Source organism: Rhizobium sp. AC44/96 (genome assembly GCF_001692185.1).
GTDB lineage: Bacteria > Pseudomonadota > Alphaproteobacteria > Rhizobiales > Rhizobiaceae > Rhizobium.
Genome location: NZ_LXKO01000035.1, coordinates 294,098 through 319,039, shown reverse-complemented (window position 1 = coordinate 319,039; position 24,942 = coordinate 294,098). Strand labels below are relative to the sequence as shown.

Here is a 24,942-nt window from a genome sequence, read left to right as displayed (position 1 = left end):
ATTGCATGACAAAGTCTCCCACCAGGAGATCTTTGCCATGCCCGATTCCGCCCTCATCGAAACCGTTCGCGACTTCAACCGCTTCTACACCAACTTCCTTGGCGTCCTGAACCGAGCCTATCTCGATACGCCGTTCACCCTCACGGATGCGCGGGTGCTCTTCGAGATCGGCTCCCGGAACGGCGTCAGCGCCTCTGCCTTGACGCGCGACCTCCAGCTCGACGCTGCCTATCTGAGCCGCATCCTCAAGCGTTTTCGCAGCGAAGGACTGATCGAAACGGAAGCCGATCCTGATGACATGCGAAGCCAGATCATCAGTGTCACCGATAAGGGATGCGATCAATTTCAGGAGCTTGGAAGGCGCTCGAATGTCCAGATCGCCAAGCGCTTCGACACGCTTGCGGCGGGGGCACCGCAAAGCATCGTCACCGCCATGACCACGATCCGCGCACTGCTGGAACCGAACGCCGCGCCGCCGGCGACGATCCTCCGTCCACATCGCGCCGGCGACGTGGGCTGGATCGTACAGAGCCAGGCGAAAGCCTACACGGAGGAATACGGCTGGGACATGCGCTTCGAAGGGCTGGTTGCGGACGTTGCCGGCAAGTTCCTGACCAACTTCGATCCGGCCATGGAATATTGCTGGATCGCCGAGCGCGCCGGCGTCAACATCGGATCTGTCCTGATCGCCAACGGCGGCGACGGCATCGCCAAGCTTCGGCTGCTCTATGTCGACAAGGCAGCACGCGGCCTTGGGCTTGGCAAGACGCTGGTCGACGAATGCATTCGCTTCGCCAAGGCAAGGCAATATCGCCAGCTATCGCTGTGGACGAACGACATCCTCCACGCGGCCCGCGGCATCTACGTCAAGGCAGGCTTCCGCCTCGTCTCCGAAGAGAGACATCACATGTTCGGCCGCGAGGAAAACGGCCAGACCTGGGTTCTGGATCTGTAATCCGCACCCGGCTCGAAAGCTTCGCTTGATTTGGAAACGAACATTCCCTAATTAGGTCGTCATGACGACCGAAACTTTTGAATCAAAGAACCGAGCGCGTGGCCGCCCGCGCGAATTCGATGCGGATGCGGCACTGGATAAGGCGCTTGCCGTCTTTTCCGAGCGCGGCTACCACGCCGCGTCCATCAGCGAACTGACGGAAGCGATGGAACTCGCCTCCGGCAGTGTCTACAAGGCGTTCAAGGACAAGCGTGGCATCTTTCTTGCCGCCTTCGATCGCTACCGAAAGGTCCGGCGGAGCATCCTCGATGCGCGATTGACAACGGTTGAGACTGGCCGCGAGAAGGTCCGCGAAGTCCTCGCCTACTATGCCGCTTCCTCCCATGGCGAATCCGGCCGGCGCGGATGCCTTGTCGTCGGCAGCGCCAACGAACTGGCAATTTTCGATGAGGAAGCCGCCGAACGCGTCGCTACGGCCTTTGATGCCAATGAAAAACTGATCCTGGATCTTGTTCGGCTCGGCCAAGCGGACGGCTCGATTTCCACAGCGATCGATAGCGAAACAACCGCCCGCGCACTGCTGTGCCTGACAAAAGGCATGCGCGTCGTCGGAAAGACCGGACGCACCGAGAACGACATGGCAAGCGTTGCCGAAGCAGCCATGAGGCTGCTGGGGTGACGCTTTCATCATGCGAGCGCCAGCCCTCCCGCTCGCCGACACCACGATAATCTGATCCTCCCACCGGAGTCCTAGCATGAGCCTATCTGCGACAACGCGCGAAGCCGTCGCCCCTCAGTCGATTTCGCCCCTGATGACATTCCTGTTTGCCGCGGCCTGCGGGCTGGTTGCCGCCAACCTCTACTATGGCCAGCCGCTCGCAGGCCCGATCAGCGCCTCGCTTGGCTTCAGCCCGGCGGCGACGGGGTTGATCGTGACGCTGACGCAGATCGGCTATGGCCTCGGCCTGTTGCTTATCGTCCCGCTCGGTGACCTTCTGGAAAACCGTAAGCTCGTGCTGACGCTCATCGCCGTCTCCGCGCTGGCTCTCATCGGCGCGGGATTGGCGTCGACGCCGATGATGTTTCTTGCCGCATCGCTTTGCATCGGCCTGGCATCGGTTGCGGTGCAGGTGCTTGTGCCCTTCGCGGCCAACATGGCGCCCGACGCCACACGCGGCAGGGTCGTCGGCAACGTCATGAGCGGCCTTCTCTGTGGCATCATGCTTGCCCGCCCCTTTGCGAGCTTCCTGGCCGAAGCGACCTCCTGGCACACGGTCTACTTCGTAACGGCAGCGATCATGGTCCTGCTGGTCGCGATCCTGCGCGTCAAATTGCCGGTTCGCGTTCCTCACACCAAGTTGAGCTATGGCGAGCTGCTTGCCTCAATGGCTCACCTCGCCCTCCACTCTCGCGTCTTGCAGCGCCGCGCGCTCTATCAAGCCGGGATGTTCGGCGCCTTCAGCCTTTTCTGGACGACGACGCCGCTGCTTCTGGCGGGGCCGGAGTTCGGTCTGACTCAGAACGGGATTGCGCTGTTTGCGCTGGCCGGCGCCGCCGGCGCCATCGCCTCGCCGATCGCCGGACGTCTTGCCGATCGTGGCCTGACGAAGATCGCCTCGACCCTCGCCATGCTGCTTGGAATGGCCGCGTTCCTCATCGGCCACTTTGCCGCCGATGGTTCGATGGCAGCCCTGCTTCTGCTCACGGCTGCAGCAATCCTGCTGGACTTCGGCGTCACCACCAATCTCGTCGTCGGTCAGCGAGCGATCTACGCAATCAGCCCCGAACACCGGAGCCGCCTTAATGGGCTCTTCATGGCGACCTTCTTTGCCGGAGGCGCCTTCGGCTCGGCGATCGGCGGCTGGGCGTTTGCTACCGGCGGCTGGGCAATGACGGCCTGGATCGGCCTGTGCTTCCCCACCTTCGCTTTCCTGCTGTTTCTGACGGAAGGCCGCCAGCTCAAGGCAGCTTAGGCTTCAGCTGAATCGAAGCGCAGACGGGCGGAGCGAACCGCATCATGGTTCGCCTCCGCCCAGTTCAGCAGCAGCGCCAGCGTTCCATACAGCGATCGACCGAGGTCCGTCAGGCGATACTCGACGCTCGGCGGCTTGGTTGGGAACACTTCACGCTCGACGTAACCGTCACGCTGCAGATCGCGCAGCGTCTGTGTCAGCATGCGTTGCGAAATATCCGGGATCATCCGTCGCAGCTCGCCAAAACGGTAGGGGCGCTGCGACAGTGCCTCCAGCATCAGCGTCGACCACTTCCCGCCGATCTGCTGCATCATGTCCCTCACGGGGCAGTTGTTGAAGTCGAGCGCGCTGAGGTCGACCTCACGCCGGATCCGTGCCTCGGACTTGCTCTTCAGATTGACGACTGCGCCACTCATTAGTGGTTCCCTTTTGGTAACGTATGGCCCAAAAACTGCCTGCTTTACAGCGTCGCGTCAATTCCTATTCTAGTGCTAGTCTCTTTTTGAGACCACAAAGCGAACCTAGAGGCAATCACATGAGCGACACCATTCTCGTTACCGGCGCAGCCGGCCAGCTCGGCCAGCGTGTCATCCACCACCTGCTCGAAACCTACAAGGTTCCGGCGGCCAAACTCGTCGCCGCCACGCGCGATCCCTCAAAGCTTGCGGACCTCGCCGCCAAGGGCGTCGCCACCCGCAAGGCGGACTTCGACGACACGGCTACGCTTGAGGCAGCATTCCAGGGTGTCGACCGGCTGCTGATCATCAGCACGGACGCGCTTGCTGTACCGGGTCAGCGCCTGAAACAGCACACCGCCGCTGTCAGCGCCGCCGTCAAGGCCGGAGTAAAGCACATCGCCTATACCTCGATGCCGTCGCCGGACAAGTCGCTGGTGACCTTTGCTCCGGACCACCTGGGAACAGAGAACGCGATCAAGGCAAGCGGCCTAGCCTACACGATCCTTCGCGACGCATGGTACATGGACAACTACCTGCATGGCATGCCGCACAATCTGCAGTCCGGCACATGGTACACGTCCAGCGGTGACGGCAAGGTAGCAAACATTTCCCGTGAAGATTGCGCGCTTGCGATTGCAGCAGCCCTGGCGTCGGGCTCCAGCGACAGCGCCACCTATACGCTGACGGGCTCGGAATCGCTCAACGCCAACCAGATCGCGGCCATCGTCGCCGAGGCTGCCGGCAAGCCCCTAGCGGCTGTGGCGGTCACTGATGAACAGCTTGGACAGGGCATGCGCGGAGCAGGCCTTCCCGATTTTGTCGCCGACATGCTGGTATCCGCCGATGCCAACATCCGTGCCGGCAACTTCGACCTTGTGACCAGCGACTTCACCAAGCTCACGGGCAAGCAGCCCGAAACGCTGAAGGCCTTCTTCGTGGCGCACAAGGCCACCCTGATCGCCTGATTTTTGACAGCGCCCGCTCTGCGCAGCATGGGCGGGCGTTGACCCTATACTAGATCGTCTGTCCGCAGGCTCGGCAGAAGCGCCGCACCGTTTCGGCCATGCCATACTCGAGTGCATCGGCGGTCAAACCGTGACCGATCGACACTTCGGCAAGCTTCGGAATACGCTTCACGAGCGGCGGAAGATTGGCAACGGTCAGATCGTGCCCAGCATTGACGCCCAATCCAAGCGCAAGCGCCGCATCCGCGGTCTTCCCAAGCGCTTCGAGGATCGGCCCAGCCCGCTCCGGCGCGTCGTAGCAGCCGCCATAGGGACCGGTATAGAGTTCGATCCGGTCCGCCCCCACGGCCTTGGCAATCCCCACGGCCTCCGCATCGCCGTCGCCATCGGCAAACAGCGACACGCGGGTTCCTGTCTTCTTCAGGCGCGCGATGACATCGGTCAGCAGATCGCGATGCTTGCGGAAATCCCAACCGTGGTCTGAGGTCGCCTGTGACGGATCGTCGGGCACCAGCGTCACCTGTTCCGGTGCGGCACTGGCGCAGAGTTCCAGAAACTCCTCCGTCGGATACCCCTCGATGTTGAATTCGGCATTCGGGAATTCGTCGTCGATCAGGTTGCGGATCACAGGCAGATCGGAGAAGCGAATATGCCGCTGGTCCGGCCGTGGATGCACCGTCAAGCCGCTTGCCCCCGCCTTCAATGCTATTCGCCCGAGATGCTCGACACTCGGCCAAGGAAGGTCGCGGCGATTGCGCAGCATGGCGACGGCATTGAGATTCACGGAAAGGGTTGTCGGCATTGGTGTTTCCATTGAAGCGATGGCTGCACCGCTTTTAAGCCAATGCAACGCTTAGGGCCAACGAGATTCATGCATGAGTGCATGTGAATTTCTGATGACCGGCCACAAACGTCCCTGACGCGACGGGTGGAAGTAGTATCCGTTCGGTTTTCGGAGATTAAACGATTAAAATACAAACACCTGCGCAACCAAAGCAAACATTCCGGAACCGACTGCAATCAGTCGATTACATTGCCATCCAAATTAGAAGTCACTATTTTTAAGACTAACAAAAGGTATCCGGCACGGGTAATCTGAACGCAATGCAACAGAGAAATACGCGACCGTTGCTTCGAATAACAAAATAGTACGCCTAGAGGAAAACCCCACTCGACCGCGTTCCTTTCGTCGCAGTGTGTGAGCTGCACGATGTGCACAACAGGAGGGTTCATGGCAGACAGTTTCAAGCAGACGCTTACTCAGGGGTCACAAGGCGCTCCGCCGCGTCCTCGAGCAAAAATGCCGTTTCTGCCGTTCATTGCCCTGCCGCGGGAACTACCGCCGGGTCGCGTGCCGATCGCCGACATGGCAAATGCGTTTGGGGTGACGCACCGAACATTGCACTTCTACGAGGAAAAGGGTCTGATTTCCTCCAGCAGGATCGGGCTGATGCGGGTCTACGACGCGTCCGAAGTCATGCAGATGGCCGTGATCAACGTCTGTCGTGAGACCGGCATGGCTGTCGCGGTCATCCAGGAACTGATGAACGAACTCTGCGCCGTAGAATCACAGCACACCGCCGAAGCCGTGTTTCGCTCGGCACTTGCGGCCCGCAAGCGGGAACTGAGCGCGGAGATGTCGACACTACATCGCCAGCTGCAGCAGGTTGCCGAACTGCTGGATAGCAACACGGAAGGCGATGGTCCGCACAACGACAATGCGGCCGAGCAGGCTCTGACCGATCAGGAGCTTCGCTGCCTGGCACTGATGGCGGAGGGTCTGTCGACGCAGAAAATCGCCCGCCACCTCGATCTCAACGAGAGCGAAGCAAAGTCCATCGAAGCATCGATCATTACCAAACTCCGGGCGAACAACCGCTTTCAGGCCATTACCAAGGCCGTTCTGCTCGGGGTGGTCCAAGTCTGACGTTCCGCAACGCTTGAAGCGGCCGCCACCGCATCAAACTCCTAGCGAACGATTGTCAGCGTTTCCGCTGCACGCGTGATGGCCGTATAGAGCCAGCGCTCCCGGGTGTCTCGAAACGCCCAGCTTTCATCGAACAGAACAACATTGTTCCATTGCGAACCCTGCGCCTTGTGCACGGTCAGCGCATAGCCATAGTCGAACTCGTCGTAGCGCTTGCGGGTATTCCACGGAATTTCCCCCTCGACGTCCTCGAAGGCCTGCTTGAGCAGCTTGATCTTGGCTGCACCGCGATCCATGTCGTCGTCCTCTGGACGGATCAGCAAGTTGATGCCGGGCTTCGTCGTCTCCCGGGAGGAGGTCATGACCTGCCATAGCGAACCGTTGAGGAGCCCCTTCGCCGGGTCGTTACGCAGGCACACGAGCTTGTCGCCGGTCTGCGGATAGTCGGCCGTGAAGCCCTTCAATTCGCGCAGGCGCTGATTGTAGCGGCGGCGCGTCCGATTGGTTCCGACCAGAACCTGATCCGCATCCAGCACCAGTGACTGCGTCACGTCGTTCTTGGAAATCACCTTCGCGGTGCCATAGTCGCCATAGGCGATCTCATTGCCCTCACGCACCTGCATCGCAAGCTTGATGATCGGGTTGTCGCGCGCCTGGCGGTGGATGTCGGTCAGCAGGTAGTCGGGATCCTGGTTGGTGAAGTATCCGCCGCCGGAAACGGGCGGCAGCTGGCCGGGATCGCCGAGAACGAGGATCGGCGTACCGAAACTCATCAGGTCCTTGCCGAGCGCCTCGTCCACCATCGAGCATTCATCGACGATGATCAGCGCGGCTTTTGCCACCGGGCTTTGCCGATTGATGGAAAACATCGGGGCGATCGATGTCTTGCCCGTCTCCTCGTCCTCGACCGCCTCCTCACCGCGAGGGCGATAGATCAGCGAGTGAAGCGTCTTGGCATTGCTGGCGCCCCTGGAACGCAGGACCTGCGCCGCCTTGCCGGTGAACGCCGCAAACAGCACATCGCCGTCGACATGTTCGGCGAAATGCCGCGCAAGCGTGGTCTTCCCCGTTCCGGCATAGCCGAACAAGCGGAAAATCGGTGACTTCCCCTCCTTCAGCCATTTGGAAACGGCCTTCAGGGCGTCGTCTTGTTGCGGAGCGAATTGCATGGTCAGCGACTTGGCAGGATTCGCTTGGGATAGGCAACTCAAAAACTCCTGAGATGCCGGGAATAAAATGGCCCTCGCCCGTGTCTCATGTCCGGCAACGCAAGAAAGCCTGCCGTAACGTGTGAGGAGAAAACCATGAAGTCCCTAACCACGCTGATCGTATTGGCTGCGCTGTCAGCCGCTGCAACACCCGCTTTCGCCGACGCTCCGGTCAAGACAGTCGATTCCGCCAAGGGCAAGATCCTGGCCGGCGAAAACGGCATGGCGCTCTATACCTTCAAGAAGGACACGATGGGCGTATCCAACTGCTATGACGATTGCGCCAAGGCATGGCCTCCGCTGCTGGCAGTTGGCAATGTGAAGACAGAAGGGGCATACTCGCTCATCGAACGCAAGGACGGGACAAGGCAATGGGCCAAGGATGGCATGCCGCTCTATTTCTGGGTCAAGGACAAGAAGATGGGCGATGTCACCGGTGATGGCTTCAAGGATGTCTGGGATGTTGCAAAGCCTTGAGCAGCGGACGGGGCGACACGCATGAAGCCACCCGCTCCTGACACCTTCGAGGGCCAGGTCCTGGCCCTCCTCCCGTCGCTTCGGCGCTATTCCAGGAGCCTGACGCGCTCCGATAGCGACGGCGAAGACCTGCTGCAGGATTGTGTCGAAAAGGTCCTGGCCCGGCGCGGCCAGTGGCGTGGCCTCAACCTGCGGGGCTGGGTCCTGACGATCATGACGAACCTCTACCGCAACGGGCGTCGCAAGAACACCGCCAACGCATTCGTGGACATGGACGGGGCGGAGAACCTGGCAGCTGTGGAACAACCATCGGACCCGCTCGAGCGCTCCCGGCTGGAAGGCGCGTTAAACGCCCTGTCGGAGGAAAACCGGTCAGTGCTCATGCTCGTCGTCATGGAGGGCTACACCTACCAGCAGGTGGCCGACATGCTCGACATCCCGATCGGAACCGTCATGTCCCGCCTGTCGCGTGCCCGCCAGAAGATCGCGGAGCAATTGCGCGCGGACAATATCATTACGCTTCGGAGACCCAAATGAACGAACCCATCCCCACCGTGACCGAAGCGGACCTCCACGCCTATGTCGACGGGCAACTGCCCGAGGCCACACGCGCGCGTGTCGAAATCTGGCTGCGCGAGAATCCCGACGAGGCCAGCAAGGTCGCCACGTGGCGGGCTCAGAACGCCGAAATCCGCACGCTGTTCGCAGGCTTCGAGACAAGCAAGGACAGCGATGTCGCCCTCGTCGCGCGCCGGCGTTTCGCTATCGTCTGGCCAAGGTACTCGGCCATCGCCGCCTGCGCGGTCGTCCTTTTCGGGCTCGGCGCGCTGAGCGGCTACTATGGGCCACAAATCTTCGACAAGCCGCAGCTTCAACTGACCGAGGTTCAGACGTTCCCACAGGAGGCCCAGAACGCCTTTCTGGTCTATGCCGGCGAAGTCAGACATCCCGTGGAAGTCTTTGCCAACGAAGAGGAGCATCTGGCGACCTGGCTCGGCAAGCGCCTGAGCATTCCCGACCTCAAGGTGCCGAATCTGCAGACGGTCGGCTTCCATCTTGTCGGTGGCCGGCTTCTGCCGGTCGACGGAAGACCGGGCGCGATGTTCATGTATGAGGATCAGGCTGGCGAGCGGCTGACTGTTCTCGTCGGGCGTAACCCTGCCAACCGCACGACGAGTTTTCGCTTTGCCTCAGCGGACAATGTCGAGACGTTCTACTGGATCGATGGCGAACTAGGCTATGCCGTGACCGGCGAGATATCCCGCGACACGTTGAGAAAAGTGGCCGAGGAATGCTACCGGCAGTTCCCTTCCTGACCCCTATCGAAGCGGGTCGTTGGCAAGCTCTATCGGGTGACCGTGCGGTGTCGCCTCCGCCGCGCGTTGCCAGCTGCGCTGCAGGGCTAGAAGCGCGTCGGCATCGGCAATGCCGCGCTCGACCAGAACGGCAGACAAGGCCGCAACCCAACAGTCGAAATAGTCACTGCCGTCCACGGCGCGCCCCGGCTTGTGGAGCTCCCGCGACAGGTTCTCCGCCCATTCGTTCCAGCTGAACAAGCCACGCTCGTGCAGATGCACCGTCATGGCAAAGGCTTCCGCCGCCCACGGCTCCGGAAAGACCGGCTCGCCGTCAGCCGAGATCGGCAGCTGGGGGGATTGCGCCAGCGGCGATGAGGTCTCACACCGGCTCAAGGTAGCTCTCCCATGCATCGATCGAAACGCTGAGCGAGGGATCAACACCCTCGCCCCAGATCTCACCGCCATCGAAGACGACGGTATAGACCCATTGCGGATTCTCGCCCTTGCCATGTGCATTGTCGTCGGGAAAGACGAAGGAGCCCTGGACGGCCTCAACGACCCCGGATTTGGCGCGCGCATAACGTGGCAGTCGCGTGTGGCCGGTTGGATTGAAGTTCTTCGTCCGAACTCTGTCGCCGACTGCAAAGTGCGGCAGTGTCTCGACCGGCCGGTCGCAGGGACCGCCTTTCGCAAGCACGCCTGCGACCATATCGGCCTTGAGAACACGCTTGGGGCTTACGCCCTCGCTCTGCTTGTGGCCGGCTTCGATCTCACCGTCCGCAACGAAGCCATGGCGCGTCAGCAGCACTTCAAGTGCCCTGATCCAGACCTCGTAGTAGCTGGCGGCAAGGTAATCCGCAGGCGGAATGTTCTCCCGCGCATGGCGGCTTTCATCGATGTTCCACGCGCCAAACGCGCCGCAGGACAGCGTAACGCCAAGCGCCCGCTTTTCCCACTCGGCATGGAAATAAGGTTCATCCTTTTCGGGAGCAACAGGACCGAAACCCATCTGCCCGCCTAGATCGTGAGGACCGTTCATGCCGGGCCTCCGGGGGTTGCCGCGACACCGGTGCCAATCATCGCGTCGCGACTGACGAGGTTTGCCAGTCGCTCCTCGCTCCAGCCATCTGTGCCATCAGGCCGCTCGGGAATGACGAGATATCGCAATTCGGCCGTCGAATCCCATACGCGGATCTTCTTGCTCTCCGGCAAGACGACGCCGAACTCGGCCAACACGCCGCGCGGATCGATCACAGCGCGCGACCGGTATGCCGGCGCCTTGTACCAGACCGGCGGCAACCCGAGCACGGACCACGGGTAGCAGGAGCAAAGCGTGCAGACGACGAGATTGTGGGTATCGTCGGTGTTGAACACCGCGCGCATGTGCTCGCCCTGGCGACCGGTATAGCCGAGGCTCGCAATCGCAGCCGTCGCGTCACGCTTCAGCCACTCGGCGAAATCCGGATCGCTCCAAGCCTTTGCGACAACACGTGCACCGTTGCGCGGCCCGACCTTGGTCTCGTAGGTCTCCACGATCGCATCGAGCGCCGCAGGATCGATCAGGCCCTTCTCCGTCAGAACCGTCTCAAGCGCCCTCACCCGCGCCTGCATGTCGGAGTAGTGATTATCGTGGTGATGGTCATGATTATGGGGATGATCGTGATCGTGGTGGTGGTCATCATCGTGCACGAGAATAGTCCTCCGAAGTGGCGCCTCATTCTTAGGCCGACGCAGAGACACTGCCAAGACCTCCTATGCGCATGCAACTTTTCGGATAGTCTCGGCGCATGCATATACTGATTCTCGGAGGAACTGGCTTTATCGGCGCGGCCGTCGCAGCGCGCCTGTCTGCCGAAGGCCACATCGTCACGTGTCTTTCGCGCAAGCCCGGCCGCATGCGCATACGGCAGCCAGCCATACGGTGGATCGCCGCCGATCTGTCGACGATGACGGCGGCCGCCGATTGGACACAGGTACTGGACAGCCAGGACGTCGTGATCAGTTGTGCCGGCGCATTGCAGGATGGCCTTTCCGATCACCTCGCCGCCACTCAGGCCGATGCGATGCTGGCGCTCTACGCAGCCGCCCAGAAGTCCACGCGGCCTCTGATCGTGCAGATATCGGCCCGCACAAGCGGCGCGGCAAGCGGCCTGCCATTTCTCGCCACCAAGCGCCGGGCTGACGATGCGCTAGCCGCGAGCGGTCTGCCCTATGTCATCATTCGTCCCGCTCTGGTGCTCGGCCGAAATGCGCATGGCGGTTTTGCGCTGCTGAGAGCGCTCGCCGCATTCCCCTTCTGCCTGCCTCTCGTCCACGCAAGCAATCCGGTTGAGACGGTATCCCTCGACGATGTTGCCACTGCTGTCAGCGACGCAGTGGCAGGGAGGCTCCCTGTCGGCACGGATATCGATGTGGCTGGCAGCCAGACACTCTCGCTCTCCGAGCTCGTCGGGCTCCACCGACAATGGCTTGGCTTGCCTTCTGCTCCCGTCATCTCCATTCCACCCGCCGCGGCGCGGCCGATCACCTTGCTGGCCGACCTTGCCGGCCGCCTCGGCTGGCGCTCGCCTTTGCGTTCAACAGCAATGACAGTCATGTCGGAGGGCGTGCGAACATCGTCAGCAGCAGGCGCCTATGCGCAAGTCAAAACGGCAGCGGCAACACTCGCCGCCAACCCGGCGGGCGTACAGGATCTGTGGTTCGCAAGGCTGTATCTGACGAAGCCCTTGATGATCGGCGGCCTGTCGGTCTTCTGGTTGCTGTCTGGGCTGATACCGCTTGCAAGGCTCGAACAAGCAAGTGCCCACTTCCTGCCATTCATGCCCGCACTGACAGCGACTGCCCTGACGGTCCTGACCTGCCTTCTCGATGTGGCATTGGGAGCCGCGATCCTTGTTCGCCCATTTGCGCGGCGTGCGCTCCTCGCGATGCTTGCCACTTCCCTTGCCTACCTTGCGGGCTCTGTCGTTCTGGAGCCTGCATTATGGCTGGATCCGCTCGGGCCGATGGTCAAGGTGATACCGGCACTCATCCTGACGCTTGCCACCCTTGCCATCCTGGATGAACGGTGATGCTGGAAGAACTCCTCCTGCTGGCGCATGTGATCGGCGCGACGGTCCTTTTCGGAACAGGTGCCGGCATCGCCTTTTTCATGACGATGGCGCACAGGACGCGCGATCCGGTGCTGATCGCACATGTCGCCGCAACAGTGGTGATCGCTGATACGATCTTCACCGCGACGGCAGCGATTTTTCAACCCGTGACGGGCTACCTTCTGGCAAGACTGATCGGCTGGCCGCTGACGGAAGGCTGGATCTCGCTGTCGCTGCTGCTCTATGTCTTCACCGGCCTGTTCTGGCTGCCGGTGGTGTGGATTCAAATTCGCCTGGTTCGCCTGCGGCTTCCCTGCCTTTTTCGCGGTCGTCGGCATTCTGTGGCTGATGCTGACCAAGCCATCGATCACACTATTTTAGCATCGGCCAGAGGCTTAGCACCAAAAGCACCGCCATGGTTATGTTGAACCATTTCAGCCGCACCGGGTCTGATAACCATTCGCGCAGCGCCGAACCGAAGCCCGCCCAGGTGGAAACGCTCGGCACATTGACCAGCGCGAAGGCAGCGCCCACCATGAGCACGCTCGCGAAGTAGATATTGGGAATGGTATAGGTCGCCATCGCCGTGACGGCCATGACCCAAGCCTTCGGATTGACCCACTGGAAAGCGGCGGCCGACAGGAAGGACATCGGCTGCGCGGCGCTCTTTCCTTCGCTCAGCGAGCGCGATGTGGCGATCTTCCAGGCGACCCAGGCGAGATAGGCCCCGCCGGCGAATTTCAGCACCGTGTACAATACCGGCACCGTATGCAGGAGCGCGCCAAGCCCCAATCCGACGCCCAATAGCAGAGAGAAGAAGCCAGCGCCGATGCCCAGCATATGCGGAATGGTCCGGCGAAAGCCGAAATTCACGCCCGACGCAAACAGCATCATGTTGTTCGGCCCCGGCGTGATCGACGTCGTAAAGGCAAACAGAAAGAGGGCCAGAAAGGTATCCAGCGGCATGGGGCCTCCCGAACCCGCAGTTCATGCAACGGGCCTTGTTGATTTAGGTCAACCTATTTGACCTATATTCGAGATGCCACGTTTGCATTGTCACGGTGACAGGTTTGGTCGAAAGATAGCTGCGACTCCAATCTTGTTCGGAAAAACGGGCCACGCGATGCAAGACGATCCTATCCCCACCACGCTGCTGCCAAACGGCAGGGAAATTCCTGTTCTCGGTCAGGGAACCTGGAACATGGGCGAGCACGCCTCGGAGGCGAAGCGCGAGATCGAAAGCCTGCGCGCGGGTCTCGATCTCGGCATGACGCTGATCGACACCGCGGAAATGTATGCCGAAGGTGGAGCGGAGAAGATCGTCGGCGAAGCGATCCGCGGCCGCCGCGACGAGGTCTTCCTAGTCACCAAGGTCTACCCCTGGAATGCCAGCCGCAAAGGCACGATCGAGGCCTGCGACAACAGCCTGTCGCGCTTGGGAACAGACCGCATCGATCTCTACCTCCTGCACTGGCGTGGCAATCATCCGCTTGCCGAAACTGTCGAGGCTTTCGAGGAACTGAAGGCCTCAGGCAAGATCGGCGCCTGGGGCGTCTCCAATTTCGATACATCAGACATGGAAGAACTGCTTGCCGTCCCCTCCGGAAAAAACGTGGCCGCCAATCAGGTGCTCTACAATCTCGCCCGCCGCGGCATCGAGTTCGACCTTTTGCCCTGGTGCCAGAAGCGCAACATCCCCGTCATGGCCTATTCGCCGATCGAGCAGGGCCGCATCCTCCACAATCCCGAGTTGATCCGCATCGCCAAGGCCAACCAGGCGACGCCAGCGCAAGTGGCACTCGCCTTCCTGCTGGAACGTGAAGGCGCGATCGTCATTCCGAAAACGGCGAATGCCGCCCGCGCCGCGGAGAATCGTGAGGCCGTCTCACTCGATATCACCGACGAGGATTGGGCAGCGCTCGACGCCGCCTTCCCGCCGCCCGCACGAAAGAAGCCGCTGGAGATGCTGTGATCCCCGGCGACTTCGATAGCTCGTCAGGGGCACCACATCAGGCCGCCTTTGTCTCCGACACCTCAGCATGGACCGGATAGTCAGTGTATCCCTCGGCACCGCCGCCATAATAGGTCTCGCGGTTCGGCGTCGCCAACGGCAAGTCCCGCTGCAGTCGATCCACCAGGTCGGGATTTGCGATGAACGGTTGACCGAAGGCGGCAAGATCGATCAGGCCGTCATACAGGAACTGCTCCGCACGACGCTTGTCGAGAGCACCAGCGAGTATAAGCGTGCCCGAATAGCGCTCGCGGAACTTGCGCAGGAAATCGTTGGAAATCGCCGGAGCGCTGGCGGGTCCCTGGTCTTTCAAATGCACGTAGGCAAGGTTTCGTTCAGCGAGCTGCGACGCAAGGTGCAGGTAGGTTTCCTCGATCAACGGATGATGCGGCATGTCGAACAGTTTGCCGAATGGTGAAAGCCGGATGCCAACCTTCTCGGCACCGATCCGCGCCACCACTGCATCGACAATCTCAAGCGCGAACCGCGTCCGATCCTCGACATTGCCGGCACCGTATCGGTCGGCACGGGCGTTGATCTCAGGATTGAGAAACTGCTCCAGCAGATAGCCGTTCGCACCGTGGATTTCGACGCCGTCGAATCCGGCCGCAACGGCATTGGCCGCGGCTTTTGCAAAGTCGTCCACGACCCGTGAGACCTCATTGGTTCCGAGCGGTCGCGGTACGCTCGCTTCGACGAAACCGGCAACGCCCTCCTCGTTGAATGCAAAGGCCGTACTCTTGTCGTCTCGAGCGGGCTTCGCGCTGGCGCTGACCGGCTGTCCGCCACCTGGCTGAAGAGAGGTATGCGACATGCGACCGACGTGCCAGATCTGCGCAAAGATCTTCCCGCCCTCCTCATGCACGGCCTTCGTCACGCCCTTCCAGCCGCGAACCTGATCGTCGGACCAGATGCCGGGGATGAAGGCGAAGCCCGTTCCCTCTTGTGAGATCGGCGTTCCCTCGGAAACGATCAGACCGGCGCCGGCGCGCTGGCGATAATAGTCGGCAGTCTGCTGGTCGGCGATGCCGTCCTTGGCCCTTGCTCGCGTCATCGGAGCCATGACAACGCGATTGCGAAGCGTCTGGCCACGAAGGTCGTGGACTTCAAAGAGAGACTTCATGAGCGTCATTCCTTAATTCGGTTGATTATCATCGACCGAGTAGATATCTCTGGCGCATTCATAAATCCAACACATGGAAATCATGATGTCGATCGATCACGCTCATATCTTGAAATTCGACCTCAATCTGCTGGTGGCGTTTGATGCCCTGATGAGCGAGCGCAACGTCACGCGAGCGGCACAGCGCATCGGCACATCCCAATCCGCCTTGAGCCACAATCTCGGGCGCTTGCGAGCGCTTCTATCGGATGAGCTGTTTGTTCGCTCGGCGCGCGGGATCGAACCGACGCCACGGGCGCAGGAACTCGCGGAAACCGTGAGCGGGATCCTGTGCACGATCCAATCCCGCCTGATCGAACCGGAGCAATTCGACCCGGCAACGGACGAGCGAACCTTCACGCTCGGAATGACCGACTATCTCGAAAGCCTACTGATGCCGCCGCTTCTCGCGTCCGTTCGCGAACAGGCGCCGCACGTGGATTTCGTGATACGGTCGCTGGATCAGGATTATCCCGCTGACCTCCTGGACAGTGGCGAAATCGATCTCGCGATCGGCAAGGTCGAGACTGGCAACGAGCTCCATAAACGTCGCAAGCTCTGGGCCGAGCGCTATGTGATCCTCAGCAATCCCGAGACAACCGGCGGTCCCGGCGCGATCGACCTGGAGACGTTTCTTTCGACCCCACAGGCCGTGATCGTCAGCAAGGACGGTCGCTGCCGGCTCGTGGACGAAGTGCTGGCTGAGCGTGGATTGAAACGGCGCGCAGCGGTGACGACGCCACACCTGTTCACGCTGCCGATCCTGGTTCGGGATACGCACGTGATCGCCGCCGTGCCGGCAAGCTTCGCTCGAGCCTGGGCACCGGTGTTCGGCCTGGCCATCAGCCCAGGGCCGGTGGACATTCCACCCTATGACATCTCGCTTGGATGGCACACCTCGTCCGACCGCAACGCCGGCCACGCGTGGCTACGCCAACAGGTCCTTTCGGCTCTTGAACCGGTTCGCGCCAAGGTGCTTCAGGCAAATGCGGGATCCGACATCACGATGATCGCCGCCGAGTAGAGTTCATCGCCGCGCCCCATCGGAGGCATCGGGACGAAGATGTGCCGGACACCAGGGTGCCCGGCAATCTGTTTGCTTACATGCCCTGCTGGCCGCGGTTCATCGCGGCGATGCCGGTGCGGCAGACCTCGATCAGGCCGAGCGGCTTCATGATCGAGACGAACTGGTCGATCTTCGAAGACTTGCCGGTGATCTCGAGAATGAAGTGATCGACCGTTGCGTCGACGACCTTCGCGTGGAAGGCATCGGCAAGCCGCAGCGTTTCGGCGCGGGTCTCGCCCGTACCGACGATCTTGACGAGCGCCACTTCCCGCTCGATCGGGCGCTCCTGGCCCAGTTCGCGGGCACGAACCGTCAGGTCGACCACGCGATGAACAGGAACGATACGCTCGAGCTGCGCCTTGATCTGCTCGAGAACGTGGGGCGTGCCTCGCGTCACGATGGTGATGCGCGACAGATGCGCCTGGTGCTCGGTCTCGGAGACGGTGAGGCTCTCGATGTTGTAACCGCGACCCGAGAACAGGCCGATGACCCGGGCGAGAACGCCCGGCTCGTTGTCGACGAGAACGGAAAGCGTATGGCTCTCGACTGCCGCTGTCTCCGGCGAAATGAAATAGGCAGAGCCCGTCGGCTGTAGGTGTGCGTTCATAGTCTTGGGTTTCCTCTACCTTATTATCAAACGAGCGCGCGGCCCTTGGCGTCGATCGCATTTGCGACCGCCTCGTCGGTGGCTTCGTCGGGCAGCAGCATCTCGTTGTGTGCCTTACCCGATGGGATCATCGGGAAGCAGTTTGCGAGATTGGCGACGCGGCAATCGAAGATGACCGGCTTCTTGACGTCGATCATCTCCTGGATGGTCGCGTCGAGATCGCCGGGCTTTTCGCAGCGCAGGCCAACGGCGCCGTAGGCTTCCGCCAGCTTGACGAAATCGGGCATCGCCTCGGTGTAGGAGTTCGACAGACGGTTGCCGTGCAGCAACTGCTGCCACTGGCGCACCATGCCCATGTACTGGTTGTTCATGATGAAGATCTTGATCGGCGCTTCATACTGGATCGCCGCCGACATTTCCTGGATGCACATCTGGATCGAGGCATCGCCGGCGATGTCGATGACCAGGCTCTCTGGATGCGCGATCTGCACGCCGAGGGCTGCCGGCAGGCCGTAGCCCATCGTGCCGAGACCACCCGAGGTCATCCAGCGGTTCGGCCTCTCGAAACCGTAGAACTGCGCCGCCCACATCTGGTGCTGGCCGACTTCGGTCGTGATATAGGTGTCGCGATCCTTGGTCAGCGCATAGAGGCGCTCCAGTGCGTATTGCGGCATGATGACGTCGTTGCTGTGCGTGTAGGCAAACGAATTGCGCGCACGCCAGCGCGTGATGTCAGCCCACCATTCGGCGGTCTGGCTCTTCTCCGGCTTCTTCGGCAGGGCACGCCACAGGCGGACCATGTCCTCCAGGACATTGCCGACGTCACCACGGATCGGAACGTCGACGCGAACGTTCTTGTTGATCGAAGACGGATCGATATCGATGTGGATCTTCTTCGAGTTCGGCGAGAACGCGTTCAGGCGGCCGGTAATGCGGTCGTCGAAGCGCGCGCCGATGCAGACCATGACGTCGCAATCGTGCATCGCCATGTTCGCCTCGTAGGAGCCGTGCATGCCGAGCATCTTCAGCCAGTTCTTGCCGGAGGCCGGATAGGCGCCGAGACCCATCAGCGTCGAGGTGATCGGGAAATCGGTGAGCTCGACCAACTCACGCAACAGCTTGGACGCCTCCGGTCCGGAGTTAACAACGCCGCCGCCGGAATAGATGATCGGACGACGCGCCTTCGACATCATCTCGATCGCCGCATGGATCTGGTTGAGATCGCCCTGAACCTTCGGCTGGTAGCTCTTCTGGATCGCGTGGGCTGCCGGCGGCGTGTAGGTGCCGGTAGCGAACTGGACGTCCTTCGGAATATCGACGAGAACAGGACCCGGACGGCCCGACTGCGCGATGCGGAAGGCTTCATGGATGATCGCCGCCAGATCGTTGACGTCCTTGACCAGCCAGTTGTGCTTGGTGCAGGGGCGTGTGATGCCGACGGTATCGGCTTCCTGGAAGGCGTCGGAGCCGATCAGAGAGGTCGGAACCTGGCCGCTCAGGCAGACGAGCGGAACGGAGTCCATCAGCGCATCCTGCAGCGGCGTGACGGCATTGGTGGCGCCAGGACCCGATGTGACGAGCATGACGCCAACCTTGCCGGTGGAGCGGGCATAACCTTCGGCCGCATGGCCGGCGCCCTGCTCGTGGCGAACGAGGATGTGCTTGATGTCGTCCTGCTGGAAAATCTCGTCATAGATCGGAAGCACGGCACCACCCGGATAGCCGAACAGGTGTTCGACGCCATTGTCCTTGAGCGCGCGGATAACGATTTCCGCGCCTGTCATCCGATTTTCGTCCGTCTGCTTGTCCGTGCCCGTCATGTTTCTTTTCCGTTTTGACTGCTGGGATTTGAATTCTGTAGCGAGGAGACCCGAATTTTGGGCATAAAAAAAGGCCCCTGTGGGAGCCTTCGTCTAGCGCATGGGTGGCTATCGCCGGATGGTTACACCATCCTGCCCATGCGCCTTCCCACCACGATAAGAGCTACTGCGATTTTCATGGGCCGAAGTGATAGACAGAAAATTTCGCATCGTCAACGCTTGCCGCAATAAAAAATTGACCACTTTTCGCCACCGTTGACACGAGTAGGCGGCGCTCCAAGGGCCGCAAAAGAGTTTGTTAAATGTTCCCCCTTATCCTCCTTTGCTACCGCAGGGAGTAGCCCTTTGCTCAACAACGACTTGCAGACGTCAGGTGAAGCAGGCGAGCATGACCGCCGCGACAGCCAAGTGCCGGGGAACCGTTTCCTCGGTCGCGTTGTTGCGTGTAGCGGTTCTCGGGCAACCATCGCCGCCATTGCCGAAGCCGGTGGCACGGATCTCACGGAACTTTGGTCCGTCGGAAAGCTGATCTCCATTAGCGTCGGACGCAACCGCGTCGTCGCGCTCGTCTATTCCATGAATACCGGCAGCCACGCGTGGGGTGAAGGCGAAGACAACTATTTCAAAATCGAAACCGAGCTGCTTGGCGAAGTCCGCGTGGATGAAGACGGGCATGAGGAGTTTTCGACCGGTATTTCGCGCTATCCCTATCTCGGCGCTGTTGCCCATCGGATTCGCTCGACCGACCTGATGCGCATTTATGATGCTGGCACTGGCACGACAGCCGTCATCGGCAAGCTCACCCAGGACGAAAGCATCGACGCATCGATCCACGTCCCCTCTATGCTCTCCAAGCACTTCGCCATCGTCGGCTCGACCGGCGTCGGCAAATCGACGGCAGTCTCATTGCTGCTTCACAAGGCGATCGAGGCAGACCCGAAGCTGCGCGTGCTCATTCTCGATCCGCACAACGAATTCGCCGCTGCATTCCCGAAGCACTCGGTCGTCGTCGATACCGACACGCTCGACCTGCCCTTCTGGCTGATGCGACTGGAAGAGTTCGCCGAAGTCGTCTTCCGCGGCAGAACGCCGGTACCGGAAGAACTCGACATGCTGCGCGACATCCTGCCGGAAGCAAAGCGTGCCTTCCGCGGCAGCGACAATTCCCTGGTGCGTCGCACCACCGAGAAAAGCTCGATCACAGCCGATACGCCGGTTCCATACCGCATGGCCGACCTGCTGGCGCTGATCGACGAGCGAATTGGTCGCCTTGAAGGCCGCAGCGAGAAGCCGGCCCTTCGATCGTTGAAAATGCGCATCATCGCCGCGATCAACGATCCGCGTTACCATTTCATGTTCTCCAACAACACGATCAGTGACACGATCATGGAGACGGTCGCCGAGATCTTCCGGGTTCCCGGCGACAACCGCCCGATCTGTACCTTCCAGCTATCCGGCATCCCGTCGGAAGTCGTGAACTCGGTAGCGTCGGTGCTCTGCCGCATGGCTTTCGAAATCGCTCTTTGGAGCGATGGCGCCATCCACATGCTGGTCGTCTGCGAAGAGGCGCACCGCTACATTCCGTCCGACCCGAACCTCGGCTTCTTCCCGACGCGACAAGCAATCGCCCGCATCGCCAAGGAAGGCCGCAAGTACGGCGTGTCCCTCGGCATCATCACCCAGCGACCGGGGGAACTGGATCAGACCATCCTCTCACAGTGCTCGACGCTCTTTGCCATGCGCCTTGCCAACGATCGTGACCAGGAAATCATTCGCTCGGCCATTCCGAATTCGTCGATCTCGACGACGAGCTTCATTTCCTCCATTGGCAACGGCGAAGCCATCGCCTTCGGCGAAGCGATCAGCGTGCCGATGCGCATGCGCTTCTCCCGCGTCTCGGAAAACCTGCTTCCAAAGGCAAATGGTGCTGCTGTCAGCGCCAAGGTTACCGACGAAGATCCTGATAATGTCGATCTGCGCAAGATCGTGACACGCATGCGCGCCGTCAGCGGCCCCGATATCTCGGCCTTCCAGCAAAGCTTCAAGGCAGCGACCGCCGGGATGGAGCCAGACGACGACGATAACTACGCGCCGCAGTTTACTGATACGGTCGCTCCCACGTTCACAGCGGCACCTGTTTCGAACACGCCGCCGCTCGCACCGATCGAGCCCTATCGTCAGGACATGCTGCCGACCGGCTATGTAGCGCGTGAGCCCTCTCCGCTGGCCCCGACGCGTGAAGCGTTCGGCAGCGCCACGGAAACATCGATCGACAGCCGGCTGGAAGCCCTGCGCCGCGAAATGCGCGCCGATATCCGCCAGACGCAACAACGCCCAGCCGAACAACCCACGCAGCAGGCCAGTATTCGCCGGGAACCGGGCGTCTCGTTGCGGGAGAGCATCTTGAAGAAGCCACTCAGCAGTCTCTACGACAAGGATTGAGGCGAACGCCTAGCTGCGGCGCACCCAGCTGTCGTCCATCTGGTTGCGGAACCACGTCATCTGCCGCTTGGCATATTGGCGGGTGGCAGCGGCGCCCTTCTCGAGCACGTCCTTGCGCGTCATGACGCCATCAAGCATCGCCGCAATTTGCGAAACGCCAATCGCCTTCATCACCGGCGATTCAGGCTGCAGGGAAAGGGCAAGAAGCGCCCTGACTTCGTCCTCGGCCCCCTGCTCGAGCATCTTTTCGAACCGCCCGTTGATCCGCGAATGCAGAACCGCACGCTCCGGCAGGACAACGATTTTTTGCGCTGTGTCCGGCTCCACGATCACCGGTCCGGCTTTCCCCTGAAAAGCCGAAATGGATTGCCCGGTAGTTTCAAGGACCTCCAGCGCACGGATAATCCGCTGCCCATCCTGCGAGCTGAGCGCAGCCGCCATTGCCGGGTCGCGCTCGGCCAGGCGGGCGTGCAGGCCGGCCGGCCCCTCCTCCTGCAATTCGGCGCGCAGACGCGTCCTGACGTCATCGGGGATTGCCGGCATATCGGAGAGGCCACCGGTCAAAGCCTTGAAGTACAATCCCGTGCCCCCGACGAACACCGGCAGGCGTCCTTCGCTCTGAAGGCGCGGCAAGAGCTCCGTCACATCACGCAACCACGCGCCCGTCGAATAGGAGGTGCCTGCCGGCACATGGCCGTAGAGGTGGTGCGGAACTCCCTGCATATCCTCCTGCGACGGACGCGCCGTCAGGACGCTCAGGGTGTCATAGACCTGCATACTGTCGGCATTGATCACCACGCCGTTATGACGTTTCGCCAATTCCACAGCCAGCGCGGACTTGCCGCTGGCGGTCGGCCCGGTTATCAGGATCGCGTTCGCTGTATTCAGAAGGTTTTCCATCATGGCTCTCGTTGCCACGCTTGTTGCCAATCCGTCAAATCCCGTTCTTACAACCGGCCTCGCCGAACGGGCGGCCGAAGCCATCAAGGCCTCGGGTCTTTACTGGCTGGCCGACGGAATCGCCTGCGATATAGCGCTTCGCGACGACACTGATGCCGAGGAGGCGGAAGCTGCCATCCGCGCCATCATCGGCTCGGCCGCCATCGACCTTGTTGTCCAGCAGGCGGAAACCCGCCGCAAGAAACTGCTCATTGCCGACATGGATTCGACCATGATCGGCCAGGAATGCATCGATGAACTCGGTGCCGAAGTCGGCCTCAAGGACAAGATCGCTGCCATCACCGCGCGCGCCATGAATGGCGAAATTGCCTTCGAACCGGCCCTGCGCGAGCGCGTGGCGCTCCTCAAGGGACTGCCCATTTCGGTCGTGGACGAGGTGGTCGCCAAGCGCATTACGCTGACGCCGGGCGGCCCGGAGCTGATCGCGACCATGAAGGCCAGGAACCACTACACCGCCCTGGTGTCCGGCGGCTTCACGGTGTTCACCAGCCGTATCGGTGAGACGCTCGGCTTCCACGAGAACCGTGCGAACATCCTGCTTGAAGACGACGGCCGCCTGACCGGCTTCGTCGCAGAACCCATTCTCGGCAAGCAGGCCAAGGTGGATGCCCTGAATGATATCGCCGCCAAGCTCGGCATCACGCCCGAGGACGCCATCGCCGTGGGCGACGGGGCCAACGATCTCGGCATGCTTCACCTCGCCGGATCGGGCGTCGCGCTTCACGCCAAGCCTTCCGTCGCCGCTGAAGCGAAGATGCAGATCAACCACGGCGACCTGACCGCCCTGCTCTACATCCAGGGCTACAGAAAGACCGACTTCGTAACCGCCTGAAACGATGGGGCCTGAGCCCCATCAGCCGAAAATCACTCCATCGGGACGGCGACGAAACGAAGATCGCCGTTCGGCGAAGCAATCATCATCTGCGCGTTGCGCCGACCTTCCTGCTTCAGGGACTGCACTTTTGCAGCCACCGCCTCGGGTGTGCGCATGAACTCCTGCGCCACCTCGACGATCACCTCGCCGGCCTTCAGACCCTTTTCGGACGCAAGCGATCCCGGCGCCACCTCAGCAACCAGAACACCGTCGACACTTTCAGCAATACCGAAGGTCTTTCGGGTTTCGGCGTTCAGCGTTGACAGCGATAGCCCGAGAACGTTCTTGGCGTCTGGCGCGGTTTCGGCAGGCTTGCCCTTTCCATCCGGCACTGGCTGGCTCTGATCGCCATCCGGCTCGTCCATATCCTGGTTCTCGCCAGGATCCGGATTGATCACGCCACCCTGGGGCTTATCGGAATCGGCGTCATTCGACGCAGCCTGGTCGCTGTCTTCAAGACGACCGAGCGTGACCTTGACCGTCTGCTCCTTGCCATCGCGCAGCACGACCACATCGACCTGCTTGCCGACCGGGCTTTCCGCCACGACGCGCGGGAGATCGCGCATCTCGTTCACGGCCTTGCCGTCGAATTTCAGGATGACATCGCCAGCCTTGATCGAGCCGTCATCGACCGGTCCTCCCTTGATGACGCCGGCCACAAGCGCGCCCTTGGCGCTCGATAGCCCGAGGCTATCGGCGACGTCATCTGTCACCGGCTGAATGCGAACGCCGAGCCAACCGCGCCGCGTTTCCCCGAATTCCCGCAACTGCTCGACGACGCTCGCTGCAAGTTCGGAGGGAACAGAAAAGCCGATGCCGATCGATCCGCCACTCGGCGAGATGATCGCCGTGTTGATGCCGATGACCTCACCCTTCATGTTGAAGAGCGGACCGCCTGAATTGCCCTTGTTGATGGCGGCGTCGGTCTGGATGAAGTTGTCGTACGGGCCCGCATTGATGTTGCGCCCGCGGCCCGAAATGATCCCGACCGTCACCGATCCGCCGAAGCCGAACGGATTGCCGATCGCCATGACCCAGTCGCCGATGCGCATCGTGCTGGAATCGCCGAACTTGACGAATTTCAGCGGTGTTTTCGGCTCCACCTTGAGAACCGAGAGATCGGTCTTCGTGTCGGTGCCGATCAGCTTTGCCTTGAGCTTGCTGCCGTCGGCGAAATTCACCTCGATGTCGTCCGCGCCCTCGATCACGTGGTTATTGGTGACGATGTAGCCCTGCGGATCGATGACGAAGCCGGAACCGAGCGAATTGACGTTATGGTTGCCGCCCGGCTTGCCCTTCTGCTTGTTGAAGAAGTCGTTGAAGAACTCCTGGAAGGGCGATCCGTCCGGTGCGCGAGGCGCTGGCCCTGCGCCTTCATCGTCTTTCACGTTCTGAGACGTGGAGATGTTCACCACCGCATCGAGAAGCCCTTCGGCAAGATCGGCAACGGATGCCGGACCGTTCGTCGGTGGTGTGCCCTGTGCGTGGACCACCCCGGTGAAACCGATATTAGCCAGAAGTGCAGCGCCGGCCAGAAGAGCGAGCGATCGTCTGTAGGTCGGGCGTATCGTGGGGGCCATCAAGCATCCTCATTTCGGTCAAAAGCGCACTCTGACCATGAGCATAAGGCGGAATGATGGAGTACGA

25 protein-coding genes and 1 pseudogene are annotated in these 24,942 nt (G+C 61.2%); 14 read left to right on the top strand and 12 right to left on the bottom strand.

Going from position 1 to position 24,942, the window contains the following annotated elements; translation table 11 throughout:
- Nucleotides 1-37 precede the first annotated feature (37 nt).
- The 3 genes from A6U87_RS23220 to A6U87_RS23210 all read left to right on the top strand — a co-directional run bounded on the left by A6U87_RS23220 (nucleotide 38) and on the right by A6U87_RS23210 (nucleotide 2,928).
- Nucleotides 38-955 (top strand): helix-turn-helix domain-containing GNAT family N-acetyltransferase, encoded by a 918-nt coding sequence (locus tag A6U87_RS23220; RefSeq protein ID WP_065693669.1) that lies wholly within the window; start codon nucleotides 38-40, stop codon nucleotides 953-955.
- 61 nt (nucleotides 956-1,016) lie between these two features.
- On the top strand, nucleotides 1,017-1,634 hold the full coding sequence (locus tag A6U87_RS23215) for a TetR/AcrR family transcriptional regulator (RefSeq protein WP_065693668.1): 618 nt from the start codon (nucleotides 1,017-1,019) through the stop codon (nucleotides 1,632-1,634).
- A 76-nt stretch (nucleotides 1,635-1,710) separates the two neighbouring features.
- Nucleotides 1,711-2,928, top strand: a complete 1,218-nt coding sequence (locus tag A6U87_RS23210; RefSeq protein WP_065693667.1) for an MFS transporter — start codon at nucleotides 1,711-1,713, stop codon at nucleotides 2,926-2,928.
- Here the strand turns inward: A6U87_RS23210 and A6U87_RS23205 are convergent.
- The gene (locus tag A6U87_RS23205; protein WP_065693666.1) at nucleotides 2,925-3,344 is read right to left on the bottom strand and encodes a helix-turn-helix domain-containing protein; all 420 of its coding nucleotides are present in this window, start codon (nucleotides 3,342-3,344) and stop codon (nucleotides 2,925-2,927) included. The genes A6U87_RS23210 and A6U87_RS23205 overlap by 4 nt on opposite strands.
- Before the next feature lie 119 nt (nucleotides 3,345-3,463).
- Between A6U87_RS23205 and A6U87_RS23200 the strand changes: the two genes are divergently transcribed.
- A complete protein-coding gene (locus A6U87_RS23200) occupies nucleotides 3,464-4,351 on the top strand; it encodes an SDR family oxidoreductase (RefSeq protein WP_065693665.1) in 888 nt (295 codons plus the stop codon).
- A gap of 49 nt (nucleotides 4,352-4,400) precedes the next feature.
- Here A6U87_RS23200 and A6U87_RS23195 read toward each other — a convergent pair whose 3' ends face one another.
- Nucleotides 4,401-5,153, bottom strand: a complete 753-nt coding sequence (locus tag A6U87_RS23195; protein ID WP_065693664.1) for a pyridoxine 5'-phosphate synthase — start codon at nucleotides 5,151-5,153, stop codon at nucleotides 4,401-4,403.
- A gap of 429 nt (nucleotides 5,154-5,582) precedes the next feature.
- On the opposite strand from A6U87_RS23195, the gene A6U87_RS23190 reads away from it, so the two are divergent.
- Nucleotides 5,583-6,278: a MerR family transcriptional regulator gene (locus A6U87_RS23190; RefSeq protein WP_065693663.1), complete on the top strand. Its 696-nt coding sequence runs from the start codon at nucleotides 5,583-5,585 to the stop codon at nucleotides 6,276-6,278.
- 41 nt (nucleotides 6,279-6,319) lie between these two features.
- Here the strand turns inward: A6U87_RS23190 and A6U87_RS23185 are convergent, their stop codons facing one another.
- A complete protein-coding gene (locus A6U87_RS23185; protein ID WP_065693662.1) occupies nucleotides 6,320-7,447 on the bottom strand; it encodes an ATP-dependent RecD-like DNA helicase in 1,128 nt (375 codons plus the stop codon).
- Between the two features lie 135 nt (nucleotides 7,448-7,582).
- On the opposite strand from A6U87_RS23185, the gene A6U87_RS23180 reads away from it, so the two are divergent.
- The 3 genes from A6U87_RS23180 to A6U87_RS23170 are packed head-to-tail and all read left to right on the top strand — an operon-like array spanning nucleotide 7,583 to nucleotide 9,279.
- Nucleotides 7,583-7,963 (top strand): hypothetical protein, encoded by a 381-nt coding sequence (locus A6U87_RS23180; RefSeq protein WP_065693661.1) that lies wholly within the window; start codon nucleotides 7,583-7,585, stop codon nucleotides 7,961-7,963.
- A 21-nt stretch (nucleotides 7,964-7,984) separates the two neighbouring features.
- Entirely contained in the window at nucleotides 7,985-8,500 is a 516-nt protein-coding gene (locus A6U87_RS23175) for an RNA polymerase sigma factor (RefSeq protein WP_065693660.1), read from the top strand.
- On the top strand, nucleotides 8,497-9,279 hold the full coding sequence (locus A6U87_RS23170; RefSeq protein ID WP_065693659.1) for an anti-sigma factor: 783 nt from the start codon (nucleotides 8,497-8,499) through the stop codon (nucleotides 9,277-9,279). Before A6U87_RS23175 ends, A6U87_RS23170 begins: the two co-directional genes overlap by 4 nt.
- Nucleotides 9,280-9,282: 3 nt before the next feature.
- On the opposite strand, the gene A6U87_RS23165 is transcribed toward A6U87_RS23170, so the two are convergent.
- The 3 genes from A6U87_RS23165 to nthA are packed head-to-tail and all read right to left on the bottom strand — an operon-like array spanning nucleotide 9,283 to nucleotide 10,950.
- Complete coding sequence (locus A6U87_RS23165; protein WP_065693658.1) at nucleotides 9,283-9,654, bottom strand: nitrile hydratase accessory protein; 372 nt, start codon at nucleotides 9,652-9,654, stop codon at nucleotides 9,283-9,285.
- Entirely contained in the window at nucleotides 9,641-10,300 is a 660-nt protein-coding gene (nthB, locus tag A6U87_RS23160; RefSeq protein WP_065693657.1) for a nitrile hydratase subunit beta, read from the bottom strand. The genes A6U87_RS23165 and nthB overlap by 14 nt, the downstream gene beginning before the upstream one ends.
- On the bottom strand, nucleotides 10,297-10,950 hold the full coding sequence (gene nthA / locus A6U87_RS23155; protein WP_198928750.1) for a nitrile hydratase subunit alpha: 654 nt from the start codon (nucleotides 10,948-10,950) through the stop codon (nucleotides 10,297-10,299). Before nthA ends, nthB begins: the two co-directional genes overlap by 4 nt.
- A gap of 98 nt (nucleotides 10,951-11,048) precedes the next feature.
- Here nthA and A6U87_RS23150 point away from each other — a divergent pair, with 98 nt between their 5' ends.
- Both A6U87_RS23150 and A6U87_RS23145 read left to right on the top strand, forming a co-directional pair.
- Entirely contained in the window at nucleotides 11,049-12,332 is a 1,284-nt protein-coding gene (locus tag A6U87_RS23150; protein WP_065693655.1) for an SDR family oxidoreductase, read from the top strand.
- A pseudogene (locus A6U87_RS23145) lies at nucleotides 12,332-12,734 on the top strand (DUF2269 family protein). The gene A6U87_RS23150 and the pseudogene A6U87_RS23145 overlap by 1 nt, the downstream one beginning before the upstream one ends.
- Here the strand turns inward: A6U87_RS23145 and A6U87_RS23140 are convergent.
- The gene (locus A6U87_RS23140; protein ID WP_065693654.1) at nucleotides 12,726-13,319 is read right to left on the bottom strand and encodes a LysE family translocator; all 594 of its coding nucleotides are present in this window, start codon (nucleotides 13,317-13,319) and stop codon (nucleotides 12,726-12,728) included. The pseudogene A6U87_RS23145 and the gene A6U87_RS23140 overlap by 9 nt on opposite strands.
- Nucleotides 13,320-13,476: 157 nt before the next feature.
- On the opposite strand from A6U87_RS23140, the gene A6U87_RS23135 reads away from it, so the two are divergent.
- Entirely contained in the window at nucleotides 13,477-14,325 is an 849-nt protein-coding gene (locus A6U87_RS23135) for an aldo/keto reductase (protein ID WP_065693653.1), read from the top strand.
- 37 nt (nucleotides 14,326-14,362) lie between these two features.
- Here A6U87_RS23135 and A6U87_RS23130 read toward each other — a convergent pair whose 3' ends face one another.
- A complete protein-coding gene (locus A6U87_RS23130) occupies nucleotides 14,363-15,487 on the bottom strand; it encodes an alkene reductase (protein WP_065693791.1) in 1,125 nt (374 codons plus the stop codon).
- Nucleotides 15,488-15,572: 85 nt separating this feature from the next.
- Here A6U87_RS23130 and A6U87_RS23125 point away from each other — a divergent pair, with 85 nt between their 5' ends.
- Entirely contained in the window at nucleotides 15,573-16,550 is a 978-nt protein-coding gene (locus A6U87_RS23125) for a LysR family transcriptional regulator (RefSeq protein WP_065693652.1), read from the top strand.
- Nucleotides 16,551-16,626: 76 nt separating this feature from the next.
- On the opposite strand, the gene ilvN is transcribed toward A6U87_RS23125, so the two are convergent.
- Complete coding sequence (gene ilvN / locus A6U87_RS23120; protein ID WP_065693651.1) at nucleotides 16,627-17,199, bottom strand: acetolactate synthase small subunit; 573 nt, start codon at nucleotides 17,197-17,199, stop codon at nucleotides 16,627-16,629.
- Between the two features lie 26 nt (nucleotides 17,200-17,225).
- Complete coding sequence (locus A6U87_RS23115; RefSeq protein WP_065693650.1) at nucleotides 17,226-19,019, bottom strand: acetolactate synthase 3 large subunit; 1,794 nt, start codon at nucleotides 19,017-19,019, stop codon at nucleotides 17,226-17,228.
- 345 nt (nucleotides 19,020-19,364) lie between these two features.
- Here A6U87_RS23115 and A6U87_RS23110 point away from each other — a divergent pair, with 345 nt between their 5' ends.
- On the top strand, nucleotides 19,365-21,461 hold the full coding sequence (locus A6U87_RS23110; protein WP_065693649.1) for an ATP-binding protein: 2,097 nt from the start codon (nucleotides 19,365-19,367) through the stop codon (nucleotides 21,459-21,461).
- Nucleotides 21,462-21,470: 9 nt separating this feature from the next.
- Here the strand turns inward: A6U87_RS23110 and miaA are convergent, their stop codons facing one another.
- Nucleotides 21,471-22,364 carry a tRNA (adenosine(37)-N6)-dimethylallyltransferase MiaA gene (gene miaA, locus A6U87_RS23105; protein ID WP_065693648.1) on the bottom strand — a complete coding sequence of 298 codons (894 nt, stop codon included), beginning with the start codon at nucleotides 22,362-22,364 and terminating at the stop codon, nucleotides 21,471-21,473.
- On the opposite strand from miaA, the gene serB reads away from it, so the two are divergent.
- Nucleotides 22,363-23,253, top strand: coding sequence for a phosphoserine phosphatase SerB (gene serB, locus A6U87_RS23100; protein ID WP_065693647.1), 891 nt, complete (start codon nucleotides 22,363-22,365; stop codon nucleotides 23,251-23,253). The genes miaA and serB overlap by 2 nt on opposite strands.
- A 32-nt stretch (nucleotides 23,254-23,285) precedes the next feature.
- Here serB and A6U87_RS23095 read toward each other — a convergent pair whose 3' ends face one another.
- Nucleotides 23,286-24,875: a DegQ family serine endoprotease gene (locus A6U87_RS23095; RefSeq protein ID WP_065693646.1), complete on the bottom strand. Its 1,590-nt coding sequence runs from the start codon at nucleotides 24,873-24,875 to the stop codon at nucleotides 23,286-23,288.
- Nucleotides 24,876-24,942: the final 67 nt, after the last annotated feature.